The 21,178-nt window shown below is 69.2% G+C and carries 14 protein-coding genes; 11 read left to right on the top strand and 3 right to left on the bottom strand.

Annotation, left to right across the window (positions count from 1 at the left end):
• On the bottom strand, window positions 1-500 hold a 500-nt coding region (locus B7767_RS22825; RefSeq protein WP_143652595.1), incomplete at its 3' end, for an acetylxylan esterase.
• A 266-nt stretch (window positions 501-766) separates the two neighbouring features.
• On the opposite strand from B7767_RS22825, the gene B7767_RS22830 reads away from it, so the two are divergent.
• The 6 genes from B7767_RS22830 (at window position 767) to B7767_RS22855 (ending at window position 8,635) form a co-directional block, all read left to right on the top strand.
• On the top strand, window positions 767-1,759 hold the full coding sequence (locus B7767_RS22830) for a sugar ABC transporter permease (protein WP_085573832.1): 993 nt from the start codon (window positions 767-769) through the stop codon (window positions 1,757-1,759).
• Complete coding sequence (locus B7767_RS22835; protein ID WP_085573833.1) at window positions 1,753-2,634, top strand: carbohydrate ABC transporter permease; 882 nt, start codon at window positions 1,753-1,755, stop codon at window positions 2,632-2,634. The genes B7767_RS22830 and B7767_RS22835 overlap by 7 nt, the downstream gene beginning before the upstream one ends.
• Window positions 2,635-2,690: 56 nt before the next feature.
• Entirely contained in the window at window positions 2,691-4,352 is a 1,662-nt protein-coding gene (locus tag B7767_RS22840; protein WP_085573834.1) for an extracellular solute-binding protein, read from the top strand.
• Window positions 4,349-5,866 (top strand): xylan 1,4-beta-xylosidase, encoded by a 1,518-nt coding sequence (locus tag B7767_RS22845; protein ID WP_085573835.1) that lies wholly within the window; start codon window positions 4,349-4,351, stop codon window positions 5,864-5,866. Before B7767_RS22840 ends, B7767_RS22845 begins: the two co-directional genes overlap by 4 nt.
• Complete coding sequence (locus tag B7767_RS22850) at window positions 5,863-6,546, top strand: hypothetical protein (protein WP_085573836.1); 684 nt, start codon at window positions 5,863-5,865, stop codon at window positions 6,544-6,546. The genes B7767_RS22845 and B7767_RS22850 overlap by 4 nt, the downstream gene beginning before the upstream one ends.
• 124 nt (window positions 6,547-6,670) lie before the next feature.
• The gene (locus B7767_RS22855) at window positions 6,671-8,635 is read left to right on the top strand and encodes an alpha-glucuronidase (protein ID WP_085573837.1); all 1,965 of its coding nucleotides are present in this window, start codon (window positions 6,671-6,673) and stop codon (window positions 8,633-8,635) included.
• On the opposite strand, the gene B7767_RS22860 is transcribed toward B7767_RS22855, so the two are convergent.
• Window positions 8,629-10,647, bottom strand: a complete 2,019-nt coding sequence (locus tag B7767_RS22860) for a beta-galactosidase (RefSeq protein WP_085573850.1) — start codon at window positions 10,645-10,647, stop codon at window positions 8,629-8,631. The genes B7767_RS22855 and B7767_RS22860 overlap by 7 nt on opposite strands.
• A 164-nt stretch (window positions 10,648-10,811) precedes the next feature.
• Window positions 10,812-14,615 (bottom strand): GH92 family glycosyl hydrolase, encoded by a 3,804-nt coding sequence (locus tag B7767_RS22865; RefSeq protein ID WP_085573838.1) that lies wholly within the window; start codon window positions 14,613-14,615, stop codon window positions 10,812-10,814.
• 374 nt (window positions 14,616-14,989) lie between these two features.
• Between B7767_RS22865 and ngcE the strand changes: the two genes are divergently transcribed.
• From ngcE to B7767_RS22890, 5 genes are all read left to right on the top strand, one after another.
• On the top strand, window positions 14,990-16,489 hold the full coding sequence (gene ngcE, locus B7767_RS22870) for an N-acetylglucosamine/diacetylchitobiose ABC transporter substrate-binding protein (RefSeq protein ID WP_085573839.1): 1,500 nt from the start codon (window positions 14,990-14,992) through the stop codon (window positions 16,487-16,489).
• Window positions 16,490-16,564: 75 nt separating this feature from the next.
• Window positions 16,565-17,497 carry a carbohydrate ABC transporter permease gene (locus tag B7767_RS22875; protein WP_085573840.1) on the top strand — a complete coding sequence of 311 codons (933 nt, stop codon included), beginning with the start codon at window positions 16,565-16,567 and terminating at the stop codon, window positions 17,495-17,497.
• 15 nt (window positions 17,498-17,512) lie between these two features.
• The gene (locus B7767_RS22880) at window positions 17,513-18,448 is read left to right on the top strand and encodes a carbohydrate ABC transporter permease (protein ID WP_085573841.1); all 936 of its coding nucleotides are present in this window, start codon (window positions 17,513-17,515) and stop codon (window positions 18,446-18,448) included.
• Window positions 18,449-18,656: 208 nt separating this feature from the next.
• Entirely contained in the window at window positions 18,657-19,868 is a 1,212-nt protein-coding gene (locus B7767_RS22885; RefSeq protein WP_085573842.1) for an ROK family transcriptional regulator, read from the top strand.
• Between the two features lie 134 nt (window positions 19,869-20,002).
• Complete coding sequence (locus B7767_RS22890; protein ID WP_085573843.1) at window positions 20,003-21,103, top strand: sugar ABC transporter substrate-binding protein; 1,101 nt, start codon at window positions 20,003-20,005, stop codon at window positions 21,101-21,103.
• Window positions 21,104-21,178 lie beyond the last annotated feature (75 nt).

A 21,178-nucleotide genomic window follows, 5' to 3' on the forward strand; every position in this document is an offset into this window, starting at 1 on the left:
GCGCGCACCGCGTCCGTGATCAGCCGGCGGTAGTGGTAGTCCCCCGGGTCGAGCAGACCGCGGACCGCCGGGCCGGGGCCGCCGGGTGCCAGGGCGTGCGGGTCGGGGGTGTCTCCGCCGCAGCCGTACTGGTCGCCCTGGCCGCGGTTGTCCATCAGCAGATGCGCGTACCCGGCGTTCACCCAGGTGAGCCGCTCGTGCGGCAGGCCGCGTCCGCGTCCGTAACCCGCGAACTCCACCACTACCGGAAGGGGTTCGGCCACGTTCGCGGGGAGGCTGAACCAGGCGCGCACCGGGTCGCCGGCGAAGCCGCGGAACGTCACGTCCCAGGTCTCGGTGAGCCGCAGTCCGTTCTCCGCCGGCCGTACCGAGACCAGCGGATCCCCCTCGGCCGACGCCTCCTTCAGCGTCCGCTCCCAGAACGCGTCGAAGTCGGCCGGCTCCTCGATCTCCGGGCGGTGGCGCTCCAGTTCAGCCGGGGACAGGTCGAACGCGGGCACGGGGCACCTCGCAGAGTCGAAGCGGAGTCGAACGGGCAGCACGGCCGATCGTTTCGGCCGTGCGTCGGAAAGTTTTGGGGACGCTAACAGATCAAAACCCGTTTCCACAGCCGTGCGTACCGGATCCGTCGCCGTCGCGACCTCTTGAACTTCCGGCACGCACCACCCATTGACACCGCTTACCACTGCTCATAGGTTGCCGCGCAGTTACCGGTAAGGGCGCGAAATTTTCGGTCTCACGCCCCTACGTACGGGAGGCCCGAGCAATGAGCACCTCCACCACGTCGGCTCCACCGCCGGGCACTCAGGACCCGCCGCCGACGAAGAAACCCCCACGGCGCACGCGCTCACCCGCGCGCACCGGCTGGCGGCGCGCACTGCGCAAGGACTGGCAGTTGTACTCGCTGGCCGTGCTGCCGCTGCTGTTCTTCCTGGTGTTCCGCTATCTGCCGATGATCGGCAACGTGATCGCGTTCCGCCGGTTCGAGCCGGGCGGTTCGGTCTTCGGCGAGTACTGGGTGGGACTGCGCTACGTCGAGATGTTCCTGTCCGACCCGACCTTCTGGCAGGTGTTCAGGAACACCCTGTGGATGGGCGGGCTCACGCTCGTCTTCTGCTTCCCGATCCCGATCGTCCTCGCCCTGCTGCTGAACGAGGTGCGCAGGAACTCCCTGAAGCGGTTCGTGCAGTCGGTGTCGTACCTGCCGCACTTCCTGTCGATCGTGATCGTCGCCGGCATCACGCTGCAGATGCTCGCCACGGACGGTCCGATCAACCACGTCCTGGGCTGGTTCGGGCACGACCCGATCCGGTTCATCCAGGAACCCGACTGGTTCCGCACCATCTACGTCGGCTCGGAGATCTGGCAGACCGCCGGCTGGGGCACGATCCTCTACCTCGCCGCGCTCACCACCATCGACGAGGACCTGTACGAGGCCGCCCGCATCGACGGCGCCAACCGCTGGCAGCAGATCTGGCACGTCACCCTGCCCGGCATCCGCCCCACCATGATCACGCTGCTGATCCTCAACATCGGCACGTTCATGGCCGTCGGTTTCGAGAAGGTCCTGTTGCTCTACAACCCGCTGACATATCCCACCGCCGACGTGATCTCCACCTACCTCTACCGGACCGGTGTGGAGTCCAACAGCTTCAGCTACGCCGCCGCGATCGGCCTGTTCGAGGCGGTCATCGGCCTGGTGCTCATCACCTCGGCCAACCAGCTGTCGCGCCGTACCGTGGGGACGAGCCTGTGGTGAGCGTCGACCGGCCGACCCGCGGCCACCGCGTCTTCCAGGGTGTCAACGGCGTGATCCTCACCCTCGTCGTGCTGGTGACGCTGTACCCCTTCGTCAACATCGTCGCCCGCTCGTTCAGCGGGGAGCGGCACATCCGCGCCGGTGAGGTGACGCTGTGGCCCAAGGGCTTCAACCTCACCACGTACGAGATCGTCTTCAACGACTCGATGTTCTGGCGCAACTACGGCAACACCGTCTTCTACACGGTGGTCTCCACCGCCGTCGCCATGGTGCTGACCACCTGCTACGCCTACGTCCTGTCGAAGAAGAACCTCAAGGGGCGCGGCGCCCTGGTCGGGATCGCCGTCTTCACCATGTTCTTCACCGGCGGACTGATCCCCAACTACGTCCTGATCACCAGCCTCGGCCTGAAGAACAGCGTGTGGGCGATCGCCCTGCCGAACGCGATCAGCGTCTTCAACCTGCTGGTGATGAAGGCCTTCTTCGAGAGCCTGCCGTCGGAGCTGGAGGAGGCCGCGCAGATCGACGGCCTCAGTACGTACGGCATCCTGCTGCGGATCGTGCTGCCGCTGTCGAAGGCGGTCGTCGCGACCATGATCCTCTTCTACGCGGTGTCCTTCTGGAACTCCTGGTTCTCGGCGTTCCTCTACATGGACCGCACCGAGTTGATGCCGGTCACGGTCTATCTGCGCAACCTGCTCGCGGGTGCCACGGGAGGCACCGGCGCCGGCGCGGCCACCGAGCAGCTCACCCAGGTCAACGCGAACATCCAGTCGGTCACGATCGTGCTCACCTCGCTGCCGATCCTCTGCCTCTACCCGTTCGTGCAGCGCTACTTCGTCTCGGGCGTGATGCTCGGCGCGGTCAAGGGCTGACCACCGCACCCCTCCTTCCCCCTCTCCAACCCGCCGACGTACCAAGGGAGTCACCCGTGAAGAACACCGGACAGCTGTCCCGGCGTCAGATCCTCGGCGCCGCAGGATTCATCGGCCTCGCCGCCCTCACCGGCTGCGGCAGCGGCGGTGACGGCGGTGACGGCGCCAAGGACCTGTCGAAGAAGCGCGACGGCGCCATGAAGCAGTACCGGGCCGGCGAGCAGTTCAAGGCCACCGAGCCGCTGTCCTTCTCCGTCCTGCACAACAACAACCCCGGCTACCCGATGAAGGGCGACTGGCTGTTCTGGAAGGAGGTCACCCGGCGCACCGGCGTCACCCTCAAGGCCACCCCGGTCCCGCTGAGCGACTACGAGAAGAAGCGCAGCCTGCTCATCGGCGCGGGCGACGCCCCGCTCCTCATCCCCAAGACCTACCCGGGCGCGGAGACCGCGTTCGTCTCCTCGGGCGCGATCATCCCGGTCAGCGACTACGTGGACCTGATGCCCAACTTCCAGGACAAGGTCAAGAGATGGAACCTCCAGCCGGAGGTCGACTCGCTGCGCCAGTCCGACGGCCGCTACTACCTGCTGCCCGGACTGCACGAGAAGGTCAAGCAGGGCTACTCGCTGTCCTTCCGCACCGACGTCCTGGACAAACACGGCCTGAGCCTGCCCACCACCTGGGACGAGGTGTACACGACCTTCAAGGCGCTCAAGGAGGAGTACCCCGACCGCTACCCGTTCACCGACCGCTGGAGCACCAACACCCCCTTCCCCGCCGGTGCCCTGTTCCAGTACCTCGGCCAGGCGTACGGCGTCCGGGCCGGCTGGTCGTACCTGAACACCAGCTGGGACGCCAAGGCGCAGAGGTTCGCCTTCACCGGCGCCACGGACGCCTTCCGCCAGGTCGTCGAGTACCTGCGCAAGCTGGTCGCCGAGAAGCTGATGGACCCCGAGAGCTTCACCCAGACCGACGACGAGGCGGTCAGGAAGCTGCTGGCGGAGAAGTCCTTCGCGATCAGCGCCAACCCGCAGGAGCTGGTGCAGAACTACCGCTACAACCTGGAGAAGCAGGTCAAGGGCGCCACCATCGAGATGATCCCGGTGCCGATCGGCCCCGCCGGGCCGGTGGTCCTGGGCGGTGCCCGCCTGGAGAACGGCATGATGATCTCCAGCAAGGCCCTGGACGGCGACGACTTCGTCGCCCTGATGCAGTTCGTGGACTGGCTCTGGTACTCCGACGCCGGCCAGGAGCTCTGCAAGTGGGGCGTGGAGAACACCACCTTCACCCGCTCCGGACCCGGGAAGTACGAACTCAAGCCCGGCATCAGCCTCATGGGCTCCGACCCGGACGCCCCCAAGGACCTCCAGAAGGACTTCGGCTTCTACAACGGCGTCTTCGCCTACGGCGGCAGCTGGGCCCTGGTCTCGTCCTCCTTCAGCCCCGACGAGAAGAAGTTCACCGACGCCATGGCGTCCCGCGAGCAGCTGCCCACCGACCCGCCGCACCCGCTGCGCGCCGAGGAGCAGGAGCAGGCCACCCTCTGGGACACCCCGCTGAAGGACCACGTCACCCAGAACGCCCTCCAGTTCGTCCTCGGCAAGCGCCCGCTCTCCGAGTGGGACGACTACGTCAAGGAGCTGAAGGCCAAGAACATGGACCGGTTCATCGACCTGCACAACCAGGCCTACGAGCGGTTCAAGAAGGAGAACGCGTGATCCGCGTCCCCGACGCGCCGGACGGCCGGCTGTCCGACGCCTGGCGGGCCTGCGTCGGCACCGGCCGCCTCGACCTTGCCCTGCGCCGCGACTACCAGGACTCCCTCGCCCTGCTCCAGCGCGACATCGGCTTCCGGTACCTGCGCGGTCACGGCCTGCTCAGCGACGGCCTGGGCATCCACCGCCCCTACGAGTGGCAGGGCGCCCGCCGCACCCACCACTCGTTCACCTACCTCGACCAGGTGCTCGACGCCTGCCTCGGCCTGGGCATCCGCCCCTTCCTCGAACTCGGCTTCATGCCGTCCGCACTGGCCTCGGGGGAGCAGACGGTCTTCTGGTGGAAGGGCAACGTCACCCCGCCCGCCGACGAGAAGGAGTGGACGGACCTGGTCCGCGCCACCCTCGCCCACCTCGTCGACCGCTACGGCGCCGACGAGGTGCGCACCTGGCCCGTCGAGGTGTGGAACGAGCCCAATCTGCCCGCCTTCTGGCCGAACGCCGACGAACAGGCGTACCACCAGCTGTACGAGGCGACCGCGCACGCCGTGAAGGAGGTGGACGCCGGACTGAAGGTGGGCGGTCCGGCGGTCTCGCCCGGCGCCGACGGCTGGATGGAGCGGTTCGCCGAGTTCGCCGAACGCCGGGACGTGCCCGTCGACTTCGTCTCCCGGCACGCCTACACCTCCGGACCCGCCCAGCACGTCCCGTTCGGCGTCCACCAGACGCTCGCCCCGGCGAGCGACCTCCTGGACCAGTTCGCCGAGCCGCGCCGGTCCCTCGAGGGCACCCGGCTGGAGGGCCTGCCCGTCCACATCACCGAGTTCAACTCCTCCTACCGCCCCGACAACCCCGTCCACGACACCGCCTTCCACGCCGCGTACATGGCCCCGGTCGTGGCGGCCGGCGGCGACCACGCCGACTCCTTCTCGTACTGGACGTTCAGCGACGTCTTCGAGGAGACCGGCATCCCGACCGCGCTCTTCCACGGGGGCTTCGGCCTGCTCACCCACCGCCAACTGCGCAAGCCGACCTACCACCTGTACGCCTTCATGGCCCGCATGGGGGAGGAGCGGCTGGCGCGGGGCGACGACCACCTGGTGACCCGGCACGCCGACGGCCGGGTCACCGTCCTCGCCTGGGCCCCCGTCGACCCGACGGGACGGACGCCCGGCCCGGACCGGCACACCCTGCGGCTGTCCCTGCCGGTCGGCACCGCCCCGCACGGTACGGCGTTCGTCCGCCGCTCCTCGGTCGACGAGGAGCGCGGCAACGCGTACACCGCCTGGCGGCACATGGGCGGCCCCCGTTCCCCGAGGCCCGGACAGCTCGACGTCCTGCACGAGGCGTCCGAGCCCGCCCGCGCCCACCACCGGCTGCCCATCGAGGACGGCCGCGCCGGCCTCGACCTCACCCTGACCCGCCACGAGATCACCCTCGTCGAGCTGACCCCGGTCGACGACGAGACCCCGCCCTGGTGGGACGAGCGGCGGCTGCTCGGCCGGGAGGTGCCGTGAGCACCGTACGGGCCGACGCGTTCGGCACCGGGACGCTCTCCCGGGCCGCAGCGCTGATCCACACGCTCGTCACCGTCGAGGCCCTGCTGCTGCTCACCGCGGCGCCGGGCCTCGCCGGCCTCTTCCTCCTCGCACCCGACCCCGCCAACCTCCCCCTCGCCGCCCTCTGCCTGCTGCCCCTGGGCCCGGCCGCCTCCGCCGCCCTCCACGCCCTGCACCACCGCAGCCGCGACCTCACCGACCTCCACCCGGCCCGTGCCTTCCTGCGCGGCTGGCGACTGGGCGCCCTGCCCGTGCTGAGGCTGTGGGCGCCGCTGCTCGCCTGGCTCACGGTGATCGCCTTCACCCTCACCCACTTCTCCGCCACCGGACTCCCCGGCTGGTGGGCGGCGCTCCTCGCGCTGATCGGCACGGGCTCCCTCCTGTGGGGCGCGCACGCCCTGGTCCTCACCACCCTGTTCTCCTTCCGCACCCGCGACACCGCCCGCCTCGCCGCCTACTTCCTGCTGCGGCACCCCCGCGCCACCCTCGGCGCCCTCTCGCTGCTGATCCTGACGGCCGTCGGCACCGCCCTGTTCACCGAGGCCCTGCCCGCCCTGCTCGCCGCCCCCCTGCTGCTGTCCCTGCTGCACAGCAGCCGCCCGGTGATCGCCGAGACCCGGGAGGACTTCACCGCATGACTTCCTCCCCCGCCCGAAGAAGGGGAATCCCGGCGGTCGCCCACCGGGGTCCCCGCTTCACCGACGACCGCCCCGTCCGGGAGGACTCCCGTCGAGGTCCCACACCGTCTCCGAAGGAATCAAGATGACGTACTCGGGGTACTTCGACGCGGCCTGGCTGCCGCCGGCCGCGTTCCGGGCGGTCGGCAGCCGGCGTTCGCTGGTGCGCGCCGCCGACGCCGGGCCTCCGGCGGAGACGGTGTACGGCGAACTGGCCGACGCCTGCGCGCGGTTCGGCGGGCGGGTCGTGCGGGACGGCGGCGAGGACGCCGAGCTGGTGCTCGAACTGGCCGGCGGTGATCTCGGAGACGAGGGATTCGCGCTCACGCGACGGGACGGCGTCACGACCGTCACCGCGTCCGGCGGACGCGGGCTGCTGTACGGCCTGTTCCACGTCGTACGGCTCGGAGAGGACGCCTTCGCCGGTGAGCGGGCCCGCGAGGAGCACCGTCCGGCGTACGCCTCGCGCATGCTGGACCACTGGGACAACGTGGCCGTGCACCCGGTCATGGGCCAGGTCGAGCGCGGCTACGCGGGCGGTTCGCTGTTCTGGGCCGACGGCCGGGCCCGCGGGGACCTCGACCGGGTGCGGGCGTACGGCAGGCTGCTCGCGGCCTGCGGGGTCAACGCCGTCGCCGTCAACAACGTCAACGTGCACGCGACCGAGGCGCGTCTGCTCACCGACCGGATCGGTGACGTGGCCGCGATCGCCGACGTGCTGCGTCCGTACGGCATCCGCACCCACCTGTCGGTCACCTTCGCCGCGCCGATGGTGCTGGGCGGGTTGCCCACCGCCGACCCGCTGGACGAGGCGGTGCGCGGCTGGTGGGCGGAGGCGACCCGGCGGGTGTACGAGGAGGTCGGCGACTTCGGCGGGTACGTCGTGAAGGCCGACTCGGAGGGCCGACCCGGCCCGTTCGCGTACGGCCGCTCGCACGCCGACGGCGCGAACATGCTGGCCGCCGCGCTGGAACCGTACGGCGGCACGGTGCACTGGCGGGCCTTCGTCTACGACCACCACCAGGACTGGCGGGACCGGAGCACCGACCGGGCGCGGGCCGCCTACGACCACTTCACCCCGCTGGACGGGGAGTTCGCGGCGAACGCGGTGCTCCAGGTCAAGCACGGGCCGATGGACTTCCAGGTGCGCGAGCCGGTCTCCCCGCTGATCGGCGCCATGCCGGACACGCGGCTCGCGGTGGAGCTCCAGGTCACGCAGGAGTACACGGGACAGCAGCGGCACGCGTGCTGGCTGGGTCCGATGTGGAGCGAGGTGCTGCGGTTCCGGCCGGACGGCGAGGTGAGCACCGGGCGGCTGGCGGACGGGCTGGTGGCCGTGTCGAACGCCGGCGACGACCCGTTCTGGACCGGACACCCGCTCGCCCAGGCCAACCTCTACACCTTCGGGCGGCTGGCCTGGGACCCGGCGGCTGATCCGCGGGCGGTCCTCGGCGAGTGGATCGCGCTGACCCATCCGGGGGCGGAGGAGCGGCTGGTCGAAGGGCTGCACTCGGTGCTCGACGGCTCCTGGTCGACGTACGAGAAGTACACCGCGCCGCTCGGCGTGGGATTCATGGTGCAGCCGGGACACCACTACGGGCCGAGCGTCGACGGCTACGAGTACAGCCCCTGGGGCACCTACCACTTCGCCGACCGGGACGGCGTCGGCGTCGACCGCACCACGGCGACCGGTACCGGGTACGCCGGTCAGTACGCCAAGCCGTGGGCCGAGGTGTACGAGTCGCCGCAGACCTGCCCCGACGAGCTGCTGCTGTTCTTCCACCATGTGCCGTACGGCCATGTGCTGCACAGCGGCAGGACGGTGATCCAGCACGTCTACGACACGCACTTCGAGGGTGTCGAGGAGGCCGAGGAGGCCCGCCGGGTGTGGGCGGGCCTCGCGGACCTGGTGGAACCGGCACGTCACGCGCGCGTGGCCGAGCGGTTCGAGGAGCAGCTGCGCAGCGCCCGTGAGTGGCGCGACCATGTCAACAGCTACTTCCTGCGCAAGTCCGGGGTGCCGGACGAGCGGGGGCGGACCGTCTACTGAAGGCGCAGGACCGCCACGCCGAGCGGGTCGAGGGTGAACGGCTCGTCCCGCTTGGTGTGTTCGCCGGTGAGCAGGTCGGTGGCGGGGGCGTGGGCCGTCAGGCGGGCCGGTTCCGGTGCGTGGTTGAGGAGGAAGAACAGGCGGGTGCCGTCGGGGGCGACGCGGGTCGCGGTCTCGACGGCGGTGTGGCCGGCGTAGGGGCCGACGAGGCCGTGGCGGGCGAGGATCCGGCGGACCACGTGGTCGACGCCCGGCTGGTCGAGGGCCGTGGCGACGTACCACGCCTCGCCCTCGCCGACGCGGTGGCGGGTGACGGCCGGGGTTCCGGCGTAGAAGTCGGCGCCGTAGGTGCCGACCGGTTCCGCGCCGCGCGGCTGCACGATCTCGAAGACCAGGCGGGCGTCGGCGGTGAGGTCGCCCAGGTGGACGGGGTTCACGACCTCCTCCTGACGCGCGTCCCATTCGTCGATCCGGATGCCCATCAGCGGGGCGAGCGGTCCCGGCACGTCGGTGAGGAAGGCCCGGTCGTGCTCGTCGACGCGGCCGGAGAGGAACGTCGCCAGCACGGTCCCGCCCCGCGCGGTGACGGCCTCCAGGCGGGCCGCCAGGTCGCCCTTGACCATGTGCAGCACGGGGGCGAGGACCACGTCGTACGGGGTGAGGTCGGCGGTGACCGGGACGACGTCCACGTCGGCGCCGGCCCGGCGGGCGGCCCGGTAGTAGGCGTGCGCCACCTCCTGGTAGCGGACCAGCCGGGAGGGGCCGTCGGACATCTCCAGGGCCCACCAGCTGTCCCAGTCGAAGAGGAGGGCGGTGCGGGCGGGGGTGCGGGCGCCGAGCGTCGCGCCGCCCAGGGTCTCCAGCTCCGCCCCCACCTCGGCGACCTCCCGGAAGACGCGGGTGTCGTCGCGGCCGACGTGGCCGATGACCGCGCCGTGGTACTTCTCGCAGGCGCCGCGTGAGGCGCGCATCTGGAAGTAGAGGGCGGCGTCCGCGCCGTGGGCGATGGCCTGGTACGTGGCCAGGCGCAGTTCGCCGGGGCGGCGCAGCGGGTTGACGTCGCGGCAGGCGGTGGTGGACGGGGTCTGCTCCATCAGCCAGAAGGGGGCGCCGCCCTTGAGGCCGCGCATCAGGTCGTGGGCGAGGGCGGCGACGGTGGGCGGGGCGTCCAGCGGCGGGTAGCTGTCCCAGGAGGCGAAGTCGAGGTGGGGCGCCCAGCGGTGGTAGTCGAGCGGGCGGAACAGGCCCATGAAGTTGGTGGTGACGGGCGTGTCCGGGTCATGGGCGCGGATCGCCTCCTTCTCGGCGAGGAAGCAGCCGAGCAGGGCGTCCGTGGTGAAGCGGTGGTGGTCCAGGGTGATGCCCTGGAAGGCGGTGTGGTCGGGGCCGCGCCAGTGCTCGGTGAGGGCGCTGGGCGGCTCGATCTGGTCCCAGTCGGTGTAGCGGTGCGACCAGAACGTCGTCCACCAGGCGTCGTTGAGGGCGTCCAGGGTGCCGTGGCGCTCGCGCAGCCAGGTGCGGAAGGCGTCGGCGCACAGGTCGCAGTAACAGGCGCCGCCGTACTCGTTGTTGACGTGCCAGGCGAGTACGGCGGGGTGGCCCGCATACCGTTCGGCGAGGCGGCCGGCCAGGGCCGTGGCGGCGCGCTTGTACGCCGGTGAGCCGGGGCAGAAGTTGTGGCGCTGGCCGTAGCGGTGGCGGCGGCCCTCGAAGTCGGTGCGGTTGACCTCCGGGTGGCGCTTCGCCAGCCAGGGCGGGAGGGCGGCGGTGCCGGTGGCGAGGCAGACCCGGCGGCCCTCGGCGGCGGCGCGGTCGAGGACGCGGTCCAGGACGGTGAAGTCGTAGCGGCCCTCGGCGGGTTGGGTGAGGGACCAGGAGAAGACGCCGACGGTGAGGGTGTCGATGCCCGCCCGGGTGAACAGCCGGTGGTCCTCGTCCCACACCTCCTCGGGCCACTGCTCGGGGTTGTAGTCGCCGCCGTAGGGGATCTTCGGGGTGCGGGGCGGGGCCATGTCCGTCTTCTCCCCCTTGCCGTGGAAGCGCCGCTCGGAGAGCACCGGGGGCGGCCCCCATTCTGGTGCACCAGTGACCTGAGAGGTACCCGTGGGCCTGCGGGAATCCAGGGAGAAGGCGGGCCCGGACGAGGTCCGGACCCGCCATGTGAGCGGAGGTCGGCTCAGCTCAGCAGTTCCACCTCCGTCAGCGTCGCCTCACCGGTCAGCACCAGCCGGTAGTGGCCGTAGGCCTTCGGCCGGTCGACCGAGAAGGCGCGTGTCTGGCGGTCCCAGCGGAAGGACTCGTCCGTCCGCTCGTCGAGGTCCGTCCACGTCGTGCCGTCGGCCGAACCCTGGAGCACCCAGCCCGTGGGCGCCTTGGCGCGGTCCGCGGAGGTCAGCGTGTACTGCACCGCCTCGGTGTCCCCGGTGACGGGCAGTTCCACGGTGGACACCGTGGCGCCGGTCGCCGACGTGTCGTCGAACAGGGCGCCCTCGCCCTTCAGCGCGTCCTCGCGGGGCGCGGGCACCTCGTCGTCCTTCGTGATCGACACGGGCGCCGCGTTCTCGCCGGTGCCCCACGACGACGGACGCGGGCCCATGTCGAACTCCAGCACACCGCCCTTGGATATCAGCGAGTGCGGCAGCGAAGTGGAGTTCCAGCGCTTGCCGTTGACCTTCAGGCCCTGCACGTAGACGTTCCGCGCGCTGTTCCCCGGCGCCTTGACGACCAGCTCACGGCCGTTCTCCAGGTGCACGGTGACCTTCTTGAACAGCGGGGAGCCGATGGCGTACTCGCCGCTGCCCATCACCAGCGGGTAGAAGCCGAGCGAGGAGAAGAGGTACCAGGCCGACTGCTCGCCGTTGTCCTCGTCGCCGTGGTAGCCCTGGCCGATCTCGCTGCCGGTGTAGAGGCGGGACAGCACCTCGCGCACGTTCTTCTGGGTCTTCCAGGGCTGCCCGGCCGCGTCGTACATGTACAGGGCGTGGTGGGCGACCTGGTTGGAGTGGCCGTACATGCCCATCCGGACGTCCCGCGCCTCGGTCATCTCGTGGATGACGCCGCCGTAGGAGCCCTTGAACTCGGGGGAGGCCGTCTCGGGGGTGGAGAGGTACTCGTCGAGCTTGTCGCCGAGGCCGTCCCGGCCGCCGTACAGGTTGGCCAGGCCGCGGCTGTCCTGCGGGGCGGTGAAGGCGTAGCCCCAGCCGTTGGTCTCGGTGTAGTCGTGACCCCACACGCGCGGGTCGTACTTCGAGGACTCGACCCGCCAGTCGCCCTCGGCGTTCCTGCCCTGGAAGAAGCCGGCCTCGGAGTCGAACATGTTGACGTAGTGCTGGGCGCGGTCGAGGAAGTACGCCGACTCCTCCCGGTAGCGCTTCTCGCCCGTCTTCCTGTAGAGGGCCTCGCCCATCTTCGCGATGCCGTAGTCGTTGAGGTAGCCCTCCAGCGCCCACGACAGGCCCTCGTGGGTGTCGGTGCTGGTGTAGCCGAGGAACGGCGAGGTGGCCATGCCCTTGCGGCCCACACCGGAGGACGGTGGTACGACGGTGGCGTTCTTCACCGCCGCGTCGTACGCGGCCTCCGCGTCGAAGTCCACGCCCTTGACGTACGCGTCCGCGAACGCGACGTCCGAGGAGGTGCCGGTCATCAGGTCGGCGTAGCCGGGGGAGGACCAGCGGGAGGTCCAGCCGCCGTCCTTGTAGTGCTGCACGAACCCGTCGACCAGCTCACCGGCCTTGGACGGGGTCAGGAAGGAGTACGCCGGCCAGGTGGTCCGGTAGGTGTCCCAGAAGCCGTTGTTGACGTACACCTTGCCGTCGACGATCTTCGCGCCGGTGTGCGTCGGGGTGTCGGCCGCCTCCATCTTCGAGAAGGGAGAGGCGTACTTGTACTTCCCGTCGACCTTCTCGTGGCCCGCGTTCGGGTACAGGTACAGCCGGTAGAGGCTGGAGTAGAGCGTGGTCAGCTGGTCGGGCGTGGCGCCCTCGACCTCGACCTTGCCGAGGATCCTGTCCCACTGCTTCCGGGCGTCGCGCTTGACCTTGTCGAAGGAGGTGCGGCGGGGCAGTTCCTGGCGCAGGTTGTCCTTCGCCTGGTCGACGCCGATCAGGGAGGTGGCCAGGCGCAGCGTGACCGTGCGGTCCTTGCCGGCGTCGAAGCGCAGGTAGCCCTTGACGCCACTGGCGTCGCCCTCGACGACCTTCTTGTCGAACTCGCCGTAGACGAACAGCCGGGTCGCGCCCGTCGACAGCCCGGACTTGACGTCCGAGTAGCCGGTGAAGGTGCCGTTCTCCTCGTCGAGGGTCAGGCCGGCCTGGTCGGTGACGTTGTCGAACAGCACGCTCGCGTCGTCGCCGGGGAAGGTGAAGCGCATCGCCGCCGCGTGGTCGGTCGGCGCCAGCTCGGCCTTCAGGCCGTTCTCGAACCGCACCCCGTAGTAGTAGGGCCGCGCGGTCTCGTTCTCGTGCCGGAACGCCAGTTCGCGCTCCTCACGGCCGGTGTCCGGGGTGCCGGAGGCGGCGGACGGCATCACCTGGAAGGTCTGCCGGTCGCCCATCCAGGGGCTCGGCTCGTGGCTCGCGCTGAACGCCTGGATCGTCGGCAGGTTGTCCGCGTTGTTGCCGCGCGCGTAGTCGTACAGCCAGCTCAGCGAACCGGCGTTGGTGACCGGGGTCCAGAAGTTGAACCCGTGCGGCACGGCCGTCGCGGGGAAGTTGTTGCCGCGTGAGAAGCCGCCGCTGGAGTTGGTGCCCCGGGTCGTCACCGCGTAGTCGGAGAGATGGGCCTTCGGCCGCTCGGGCGCGACCGGCTTGAGCGCCACGTCGTCCAGCCAGCCGCGGAACCTGGTCTCGCCCTCGGGGGAGTCGTACGCGACCAGGATGCGGTCGACGGTCTTGCCGGCGGCCACCGAGCCGATCCGGGAGACCACGTTGTTCCACTGGTTGACGTAGAGGATCTTCGACGCGCCCTGCCCCTGCGGGGTGAGGGGGAAGCCGTGCTGGTCGGTGGCGCGCAGGTCGCTCAGGTAGGTGCCGTCGGTGAAGGCGAGGTCGACGGAGACGTTGGTGGAGTCGTAGTCGAGGTCGCCGTCCGCCATCGAGGGGAAGATGCGGTACGACAGTTCGGTGTTCCGGTCGACCCTCGTGTTGACGTCGAACACCTTGTTGTACGAGTACGCCCGCCCGTCGGTGGTGTGCCGGCCGGCGTAGCGCAGGGCGCGCTTCCCGGTGAACCCGGCGCCCGCCTTGGCCGTCGGCGAGCCGGTGGGGCCGCGGTCGACCAGCGAGAGCATGTCCTGCGGAACGGGCGCCTCGTCGTCGCCGGTGGAGAACTGGACGTCGGCGAGCTGGACTATGCCGCCGCTGCCGTTCCTGGTGATCTCCAGCCGGAAGTGCCGGTACTCGGCGACGGCCGCGGCGTCGATGTCGTAGAGCTTGGTCTGGAAGCGCTGCGCGAACGTCTCGCCCGAGCGGGTGTCGAGGGTCTTCCACTCCTCGCCGTCGGTGGAGCCCTTGAGGGTCCAGTCCCTCGGGTCGCGCTCGGCGGCGTCGTTGGCGGACGTGAGGGCGTAACGGACCGCCCTGACGGGGGCGTCCAGGTCGAACTCCACCCAGCCGGTGGACTCGAAGGCCAGCCACTTGCTGCTCGGCTCGCCGTCGACGAGGTTCTCCTTCACCTCCCCGCCGCCGGTGTTCTCCGCGCTGGCGCGGACGTCCGTGACGTGGTCGGTGACGTTGCCCGGAATGCCCGAGCTGTAACCGCCGTCCACACCCGAGGCGCGCTTCTGGCCGCTCCGCGTGGTGTCGACGGTGTTCTGCCAGTCCGGGGCGGGATCCCCGGACTCGAACGACGACGCGAACGCACGGTCCGCCTTCGGCGGTGCCTGGGGCAGCGCCACCGCGACGCCCTGTGAGCCCGCGGCCAAAGCGAAGGCGGTCGCCGCGACGACCGCCGACCCCCATCTGTGCCGAACCCTGTTGTGCATGAGTGAGGACCCTCCCTGCGCCGGACAACGTTGTCAATGAGATGCGCAAGGTCTAGTAGTGGGTCAAGTGGCCCGTGGTGTCAAGGGGGTTGAATGCGGCATTCCAGTCCAACGGCAATGATTCTTCCGTCGGGGAACGCGCCGGGGGCCGATATTTCCGCGAGGTCTCAACTCGGAAAAGACCAGAGGTGAACCTTGCATTCGATCTTGATCCGTTGGCGGGAAGTGGACTATACCTGTCGGCACTCCGGGGCATCTTCACCGCACCCGACCCTGTACGGCCGCACTTCCTGCACGACCCAGCTTGACCCGAACGCGGTGCCGGGGAGGATCCGGTTCACCGCCTGAGTCCTGGAGAAGGCGAGGACTTGAGCATGGGATCCACTTCCGCCGAGAACAGCGGCACCGGCGCTGCCGGGAACGGTTCCGCGCAGAACACCGGCCACGGTGAGAACGGCACGTCCGGCGTGGGGCGCCGCGCACTGATCAAGCGGTCCGCCGCGCTCGGCCTGGTTTCCGTACCGGCGATGAGCTTCCTGTCCGCGTGTGCCAGCGGGGGCGGGGGCGACGACGACTCCGGTGACAACGAGGGCAAGACCTCCGAATCCAACCCGTTCGGTGTCAAGGAAGGCACGAAACTCGACGTCGTCATCTTCAAGGGCGGTTACGGCGACGACTACGCCAAGGCGTGGGAGGCCGCGTTCAAGAAGGAATGGGGCGTCACCTCCGTCCACACCGGAACGCAGGAGATCACGGGCAAGCTCCAGCCCCGCTTCAACGCCGGGAACCCGCCGGACATCGTCGACGACTCCGGCAACCAGCAGATCCCGATCGACGTGCTCGCCAAGAACGGTCAGCTCCTCGACCTCGCCGAAGTGCTGGACGCTCCCTCGGTCGACGACCCGGCCAAGAAGGTCCGCGACACCCTCGTCCCCGGCACGCTCGACGCCGGCATGCAGGAGGGCAAGGTCGTCGCCCTCAACTACATCTACACGGTGTGGGGCCTGTGGTACTCCGGCAAGCTCTTCCGGGAGAAGGGCTGGGAGGCGCCCAAAACCTGGGACGACTTCCTCGCCGTCTGCAAGGACGCCAAGGCCCAGGGCATCGGCGGCCTCGCCCACCAGGGCAAGTACCCGTACTACATCAACGTCGCCATCATGGACCTGATCGCCAAGAAGGGCGGCCTGGACGCCATGAAGGCGATCGACAACCTCGAACCCGACGCGTTCGTCGGCTCCGACGCGGCCACCGAGGCCATCGAGGCCGTCTACGAGGTCGTCGAGAAGGGCTATCTGATGCCCGGTACGAACGGCCTGACCCACACCGAGTCGCAGACCCGCTGGAACCAGTACAAGGCCGCGTTCATCACCAGCGGTTCCTGGCTCGAGAACGAGCAGCTCAAGACGACACCGGAGGACTTCGACATGAAGTTCCTGCCGATGCCGCTGCTGGCGGACAGCGCGCTGCCGTTCGAGGCGATCCGGGCCGGCTCCGGTGAGCCCTTCATCATCCCCTCCAAGGCCAAGAACCTCCCCGCGGCCAAGGAGTTCATGCGCAGGATGCTCTCCAAGGAGTGGTCGACGCTGTTCGCCAAGGAGGCGAACTCGCTGACCATCCTCAAGGACGGCGTCGACCCGGGCGTCCAGCTCCGGCCGGGCACCCAGTCCACCGTCGAGGCCTCCAAGGCGGCCGGGGACAACACCTTCCGCTACCTGTACACCGAGTGGTACAGCGAGATGAACTCCGCCATCGAGAACGCCTCCAACGAGCTGATGGCCAAGCGCATCCAGCCGAAGGAGTGGCTGAAGCGCGCCCAGGCCGCGGTCGACAAGCAGGCCAAGGACCCGGACTCGAAGAAGAACCGCCGCGACTGATCTCGCTCGACCGATCGCACTGCGGGCCGGGGCCACACCCGGCCCGCAGCGGCCACACCCAGGGGCAGGACCGTCATGCGCAAAGGGCAGCACCGGTTCGTCGCGGGATTTCTCCTCTTTCCCGTGGCGCTCTATCTGATCTTCGTGATCTGGCCGTACGTCCAGACGTTCGGTTATTCACTGACCGACTGGAAGGGGCAGTCCCAGACCTTCGAGTTCGTCGGCCTGGACAACTACACGGCGTTGTTCAAGGACGACATCTTCATGGGTGCCATCTGGCACAACATCCTGTTCCTGGTGTTCATCCCGGTGATCACCATTCTGCTCGCGCTGTTCTTCGCCTTCATGCTGAACGCGGGCGGACGCGGACGTTCCGGAGGCGTCTCGGGAGTCGCCGGGTCAAAGTATTACGGGGTCGTCTATTTCTTCCCGCAGGTGCTGTCCCTGGCCATCATGGCGGTGCTCTTCGGAGCGGTGTACCGCAGTGACGGCGGCGGAATGCTCAACGGTGTCCTGATCGAACTCGGGCTCGTCGACAAGAGCAACCCGGTGGAATGGCTCAACGAACCGGACCTCGTGCTCTGGGCGCTCATCGCGGTGGTCGTCTGGCACGGCGTCGGTTTCTACCTGGTGCTGTTCTCCGCCGCCATGCAGTCCATTCCGAGGGACGTCTACGAGGCCGCGCTGATCGACGGCGCCGGCCGCGCCCAGTCCTTCTTCCGCATCACCCTGCCGCTGCTGTGGGACTCCGTGCAGACCGCCTGGGTCTACCTCGGCATCGCGGCGATGGACATGTTCATCCTGGTCTCCACCATGACCTCCGGCCGGGGCTACGGCGGCGGCCCCGACCACGCCAGCGAGGTCATGTCGACCGTGATGATGCGGAACTTCCTCGTGTACGGCCGGAGCGGCTACGCCTGCGCCATGGGCGTGGTCATGCTGCTCCTCACCCTGATCGTGTCCGTGGTCATGCTGCGCGCCACCCGTCGCGAGCGCATCGAGTTCTGAGGCGGAGTAACGACGATGAGCGCACCCCTCAAGGAAACCGCCCCCACCGGGGGCCCCACCCCGCCCCCGCCCCCGGTGGGAAAGGGCACCGTCCGCCCCGGCGACCGGCGCGGCGAAGGCGTCGTGCTGAACGCCTTCTCCCACGGCTTCCTCGCCCTGTGGGCGGTGCTGATCGTGCTGCCGCTGCTGTGGCTGGTGCTCAGCTCCTTCAAGACCGACACGCAGATCGGCGGCTCCGCCTTCGGCTGGCCGCAGAACTGGGACCCGGGCGTGTTCTCCCGCGCCTGGGAGAAGGGCATCGGCGACTACTTCACCAGCACCGTCATCGTCCTCGTCATGTCCGTGCCGCTGACGATGCTGTTCGGCTCCATGGCGGCGTACGTGCTGGCCCGCTACGAGTTCCGGGGCAACCGCCTGCTGTACTACTTCTTCGTCGCGGGCGCCATGTTCCCCGTGTTCCTGGCCCTGGTCCCGCTGTTCTTCATGGTCAAGCGGCTGGACATGCTGAACACCTACCACGGCCTGGCCCTGGTGTACGTGGCCTACTCGCTGCCGTTCACGGTGTTCTTCATGCACGCCTTCTTCCGGACCCTGCCCACGGCCGTCTTCGAGGCCGCCGTCCTCGACGGCGCCTCGCACACCCGGGCCTTCTTCCAGGTGATGCTGCCGATGGCCAGGCCCGGTCTGCTGAGCGTCGGCATCTTCAACACGCTGGGCCAGTGGAACCAGTACATCCTGCCGACGGTGCTGATGCAGCCGCAGAGCGGTGACGATCCGGAACGCTACGTGCTGACCCAGGGGCTGATCCAGCTCCAGCAGCAGCAGGGCTACGCCTCGGACCTCCCCGTGCTCTTCGCGGGCGTGACGATCGCCATGGTGCCCATGCTGGTGGTCTACCTGTCCTTCCAGCGCCAGGTGCAGGCAGGCCTCACCTCCGCCACCCTGAAGTGACGCGCTGGTACAGCCTTGAAGTGACGCACCGGAACGCCTCGCACACGCGCCGCTCCCGCCCCTGGAAGCGGCGCGTGTCCATGTGTCCGTGCACCCGGAAACGGTTCAACCTCTTGACGGGAGGCAACCCGAACGGCTCATCTTAGAGTTCACTAGTTGGACATGAGAGGGGCCCCACCGAAGCGGCCCCCGCGCGCAGGAGGTCGTCGTGGAGACTCCGGGGTCGCAGTCGTCGCTGCACCGAGCCAACCTGGAGCGGGTCGTCCGAGCAGTACGTCTTGCGGGTTCCCTCACCCAGGCCGAGATCGCGAGGACGACGGGTCTGTCCGCGGCCACGGTCTCCAACATCGTCCGGGAACTGAAGGACGGCGGAACGGTCGAGGTCACACCCACCTCGGCGGGCGGGCGCCGGGCGCGCAGCGTCTCGCTGAGCGGGGACGCCGGCATCGTGATCGGGGTCGACTTCGGTCACACCCATCTGCGGGTCGCGGTCGGGAACCTCGCCCATCAGGTGCTGGCCGAGGAGTCCGAGCCACTGGACGTGGACGCCTCCTCGACACAGGGCTTCGACCGGGCGGAACAACTGGTCAAGCGGCTGATCGAGGCGACCGGGGTGGACCCGTCCAAGGTCGCCGGCGTGGGCCTCGGCGTACCGGGGCCGATCGACGTGGAGTCCGGGACCCTGGGCTCGACCGCGATCCTGCCCGGCTGGACCGGCACCAGGCCCGCCGAGGAGCTGCGGGGGCGGCTCGGCGTGCCGGTGCACGTGGACAACGACGCCAACCTCGGCGCCCTCGGCGAGATGGTCTGGGGCAGCGGCCGGGGCGTGCGTGATCTGGCTTACATCAAGGTCGCGAGCGGTGTCGGCGCCGGTCTGGTGATCAGCGGGAAGATCTATCGCGGCCCGGGCGGCACCGCGGGCGAAATCGGACATATTACACTCGATGAATCCGGCCCCGTCTGCCGCTGCGGCAACCGCGGCTGCCTGGAGACCTTCACGGCGGCGCGCTACGTGCTCCCGCTGCTCCAGCCCAGTCACGGCACCGACCTCACGATGGAGGGCGTCGTGCGGCTGGCGCGGGACGGGGACCCTGGCTGCCGTCGGGTGATCGCCGACGTCGGCCGCCACATCGGCAGTGGAGTCGCCAATCTCTGCAACCTGCTGAACCCGAGCCGGGTGGTCCTCGGCGGTGATCTCGCCGAGGCCGGTGAGCTGGTGCTCGGGCCGATCCGGGAGTCCGTCGGCCGCTACGCGATCCCCAGTGCGGCACGTCAACTGTCCGTTCTCCCCGGGGCACTTGGAGGCCGTGCGGAGGTGCTCGGAGCGCTCGCCCTCGCACTGAGCGAGATGGGCGATTCGACCCTTTTGGACGGCACCGCGACCGGGTCGCTCGCCGCGGCCACCCCTGCCTTCACTTAGAGAACGGATGGCACCGTTGCCATCTCGTTAAGGATTTACTTCTTGACGTCGCACGTGTGGCCGAGTTGACTTCCAGCCACCTCGGCCGCAACGACGCGGCCTCGTCAGGGAGGTTTGTAGAAGTGAACACGCGTATGCGTCGTGCTGCCTTTGCCATCGCCGCCGGTGCGATGGCCGTCTCGCTCGCCGCCTGTGGCAGCGCCGCGGAGTCGGGTGACAAGAAGGACTCGGGCGACTCCGCCGCCAAGGGCGATGACATCAAGGTCGGTCTGCTCCTGCCGGAGAACCAGACCGCGCGGTACGAGAAGCTCGACAAGCCCTTGATCGAGAAGAAGGTCAAGGAGCTCACGAACAACAAGGGCGAGGTCGTCTACGCCAACGCCAAGCAGGACGCCAGCCTGCAGAACCAGCAGGTCGACACGATGATCACCAACAAGGTGGACGTGCTCATCGTGGACGCGGTGGACGCCAAGGCCATCGCCGGCTCGGTGAAGAAGGCCAAGGACGCCGGCATCCCGGTCGTGGCCTACGACCGCCTCGCCGAGGGCCCGATCGACGCCTACACCTCGTTCGACAACGTGACCGTCGGCAAGACCCAGGGCGAGGCCCTGCTCGAGGCGCTCGGCGACAAGGCCAAGGACGGCCAGATCGTCATGATGAACGGCTCCTCCACCGACCCGAACGCCGCCATGTTCAAGCAGGGCGCGCACTCCGTCCTCGACGGCAAGGTGAAGGTCGGCCGCGAGTACGACACCAAGGAGTGGAAGCCGGAGAACGCCAACGCCAACATGGAGGGCGCCATCTCCGCCCTCGGCAAGGACAAGATCGTCGGCGTCTACTCCGCCAACGACGGCATGGCGGGCGGCATCATCACCGCCCTGAAGGCCGCGGGCCTGAAGAACATCCCCGTCACCGGCCAGGACGCCGAGCTCGCGGGTGTGCAGCGCATCGTCACCGGTGAGCAGTACATGAGCGTCTACAAGCCGTACCCGCAGGAGGCCGACGTGGCCGCGGAGATGGCCGTGCTGCTGGCCCAGGGCAAGTCGCTCGACTCCATCGCCAAGGAGAAGGTCGACAGCCCCACCACCAAGGCCGTCCCGTCCGTGATCGTCCCGGTCGTCTCGCTGACCAAGGACAACATCAACGACACCGTGATCAAGGACGGCATCTACACCGTCCAGGAGATCTGCACGGACAAGTACAAGGCCGCCTGCGACAAGATCGGCCTCAAGTAAGCAGTCCCCAACTCCCGTGATGCCTCGGGGAGTCCGTGACCCGGACTCCCCGCACGGGACCGACTGCCACACGCT

Source organism: Streptomyces sp. 13-12-16, assembly GCF_002114215.1.
GTDB lineage: Bacteria > Actinomycetota > Actinomycetes > Streptomycetales > Streptomycetaceae > Streptomyces.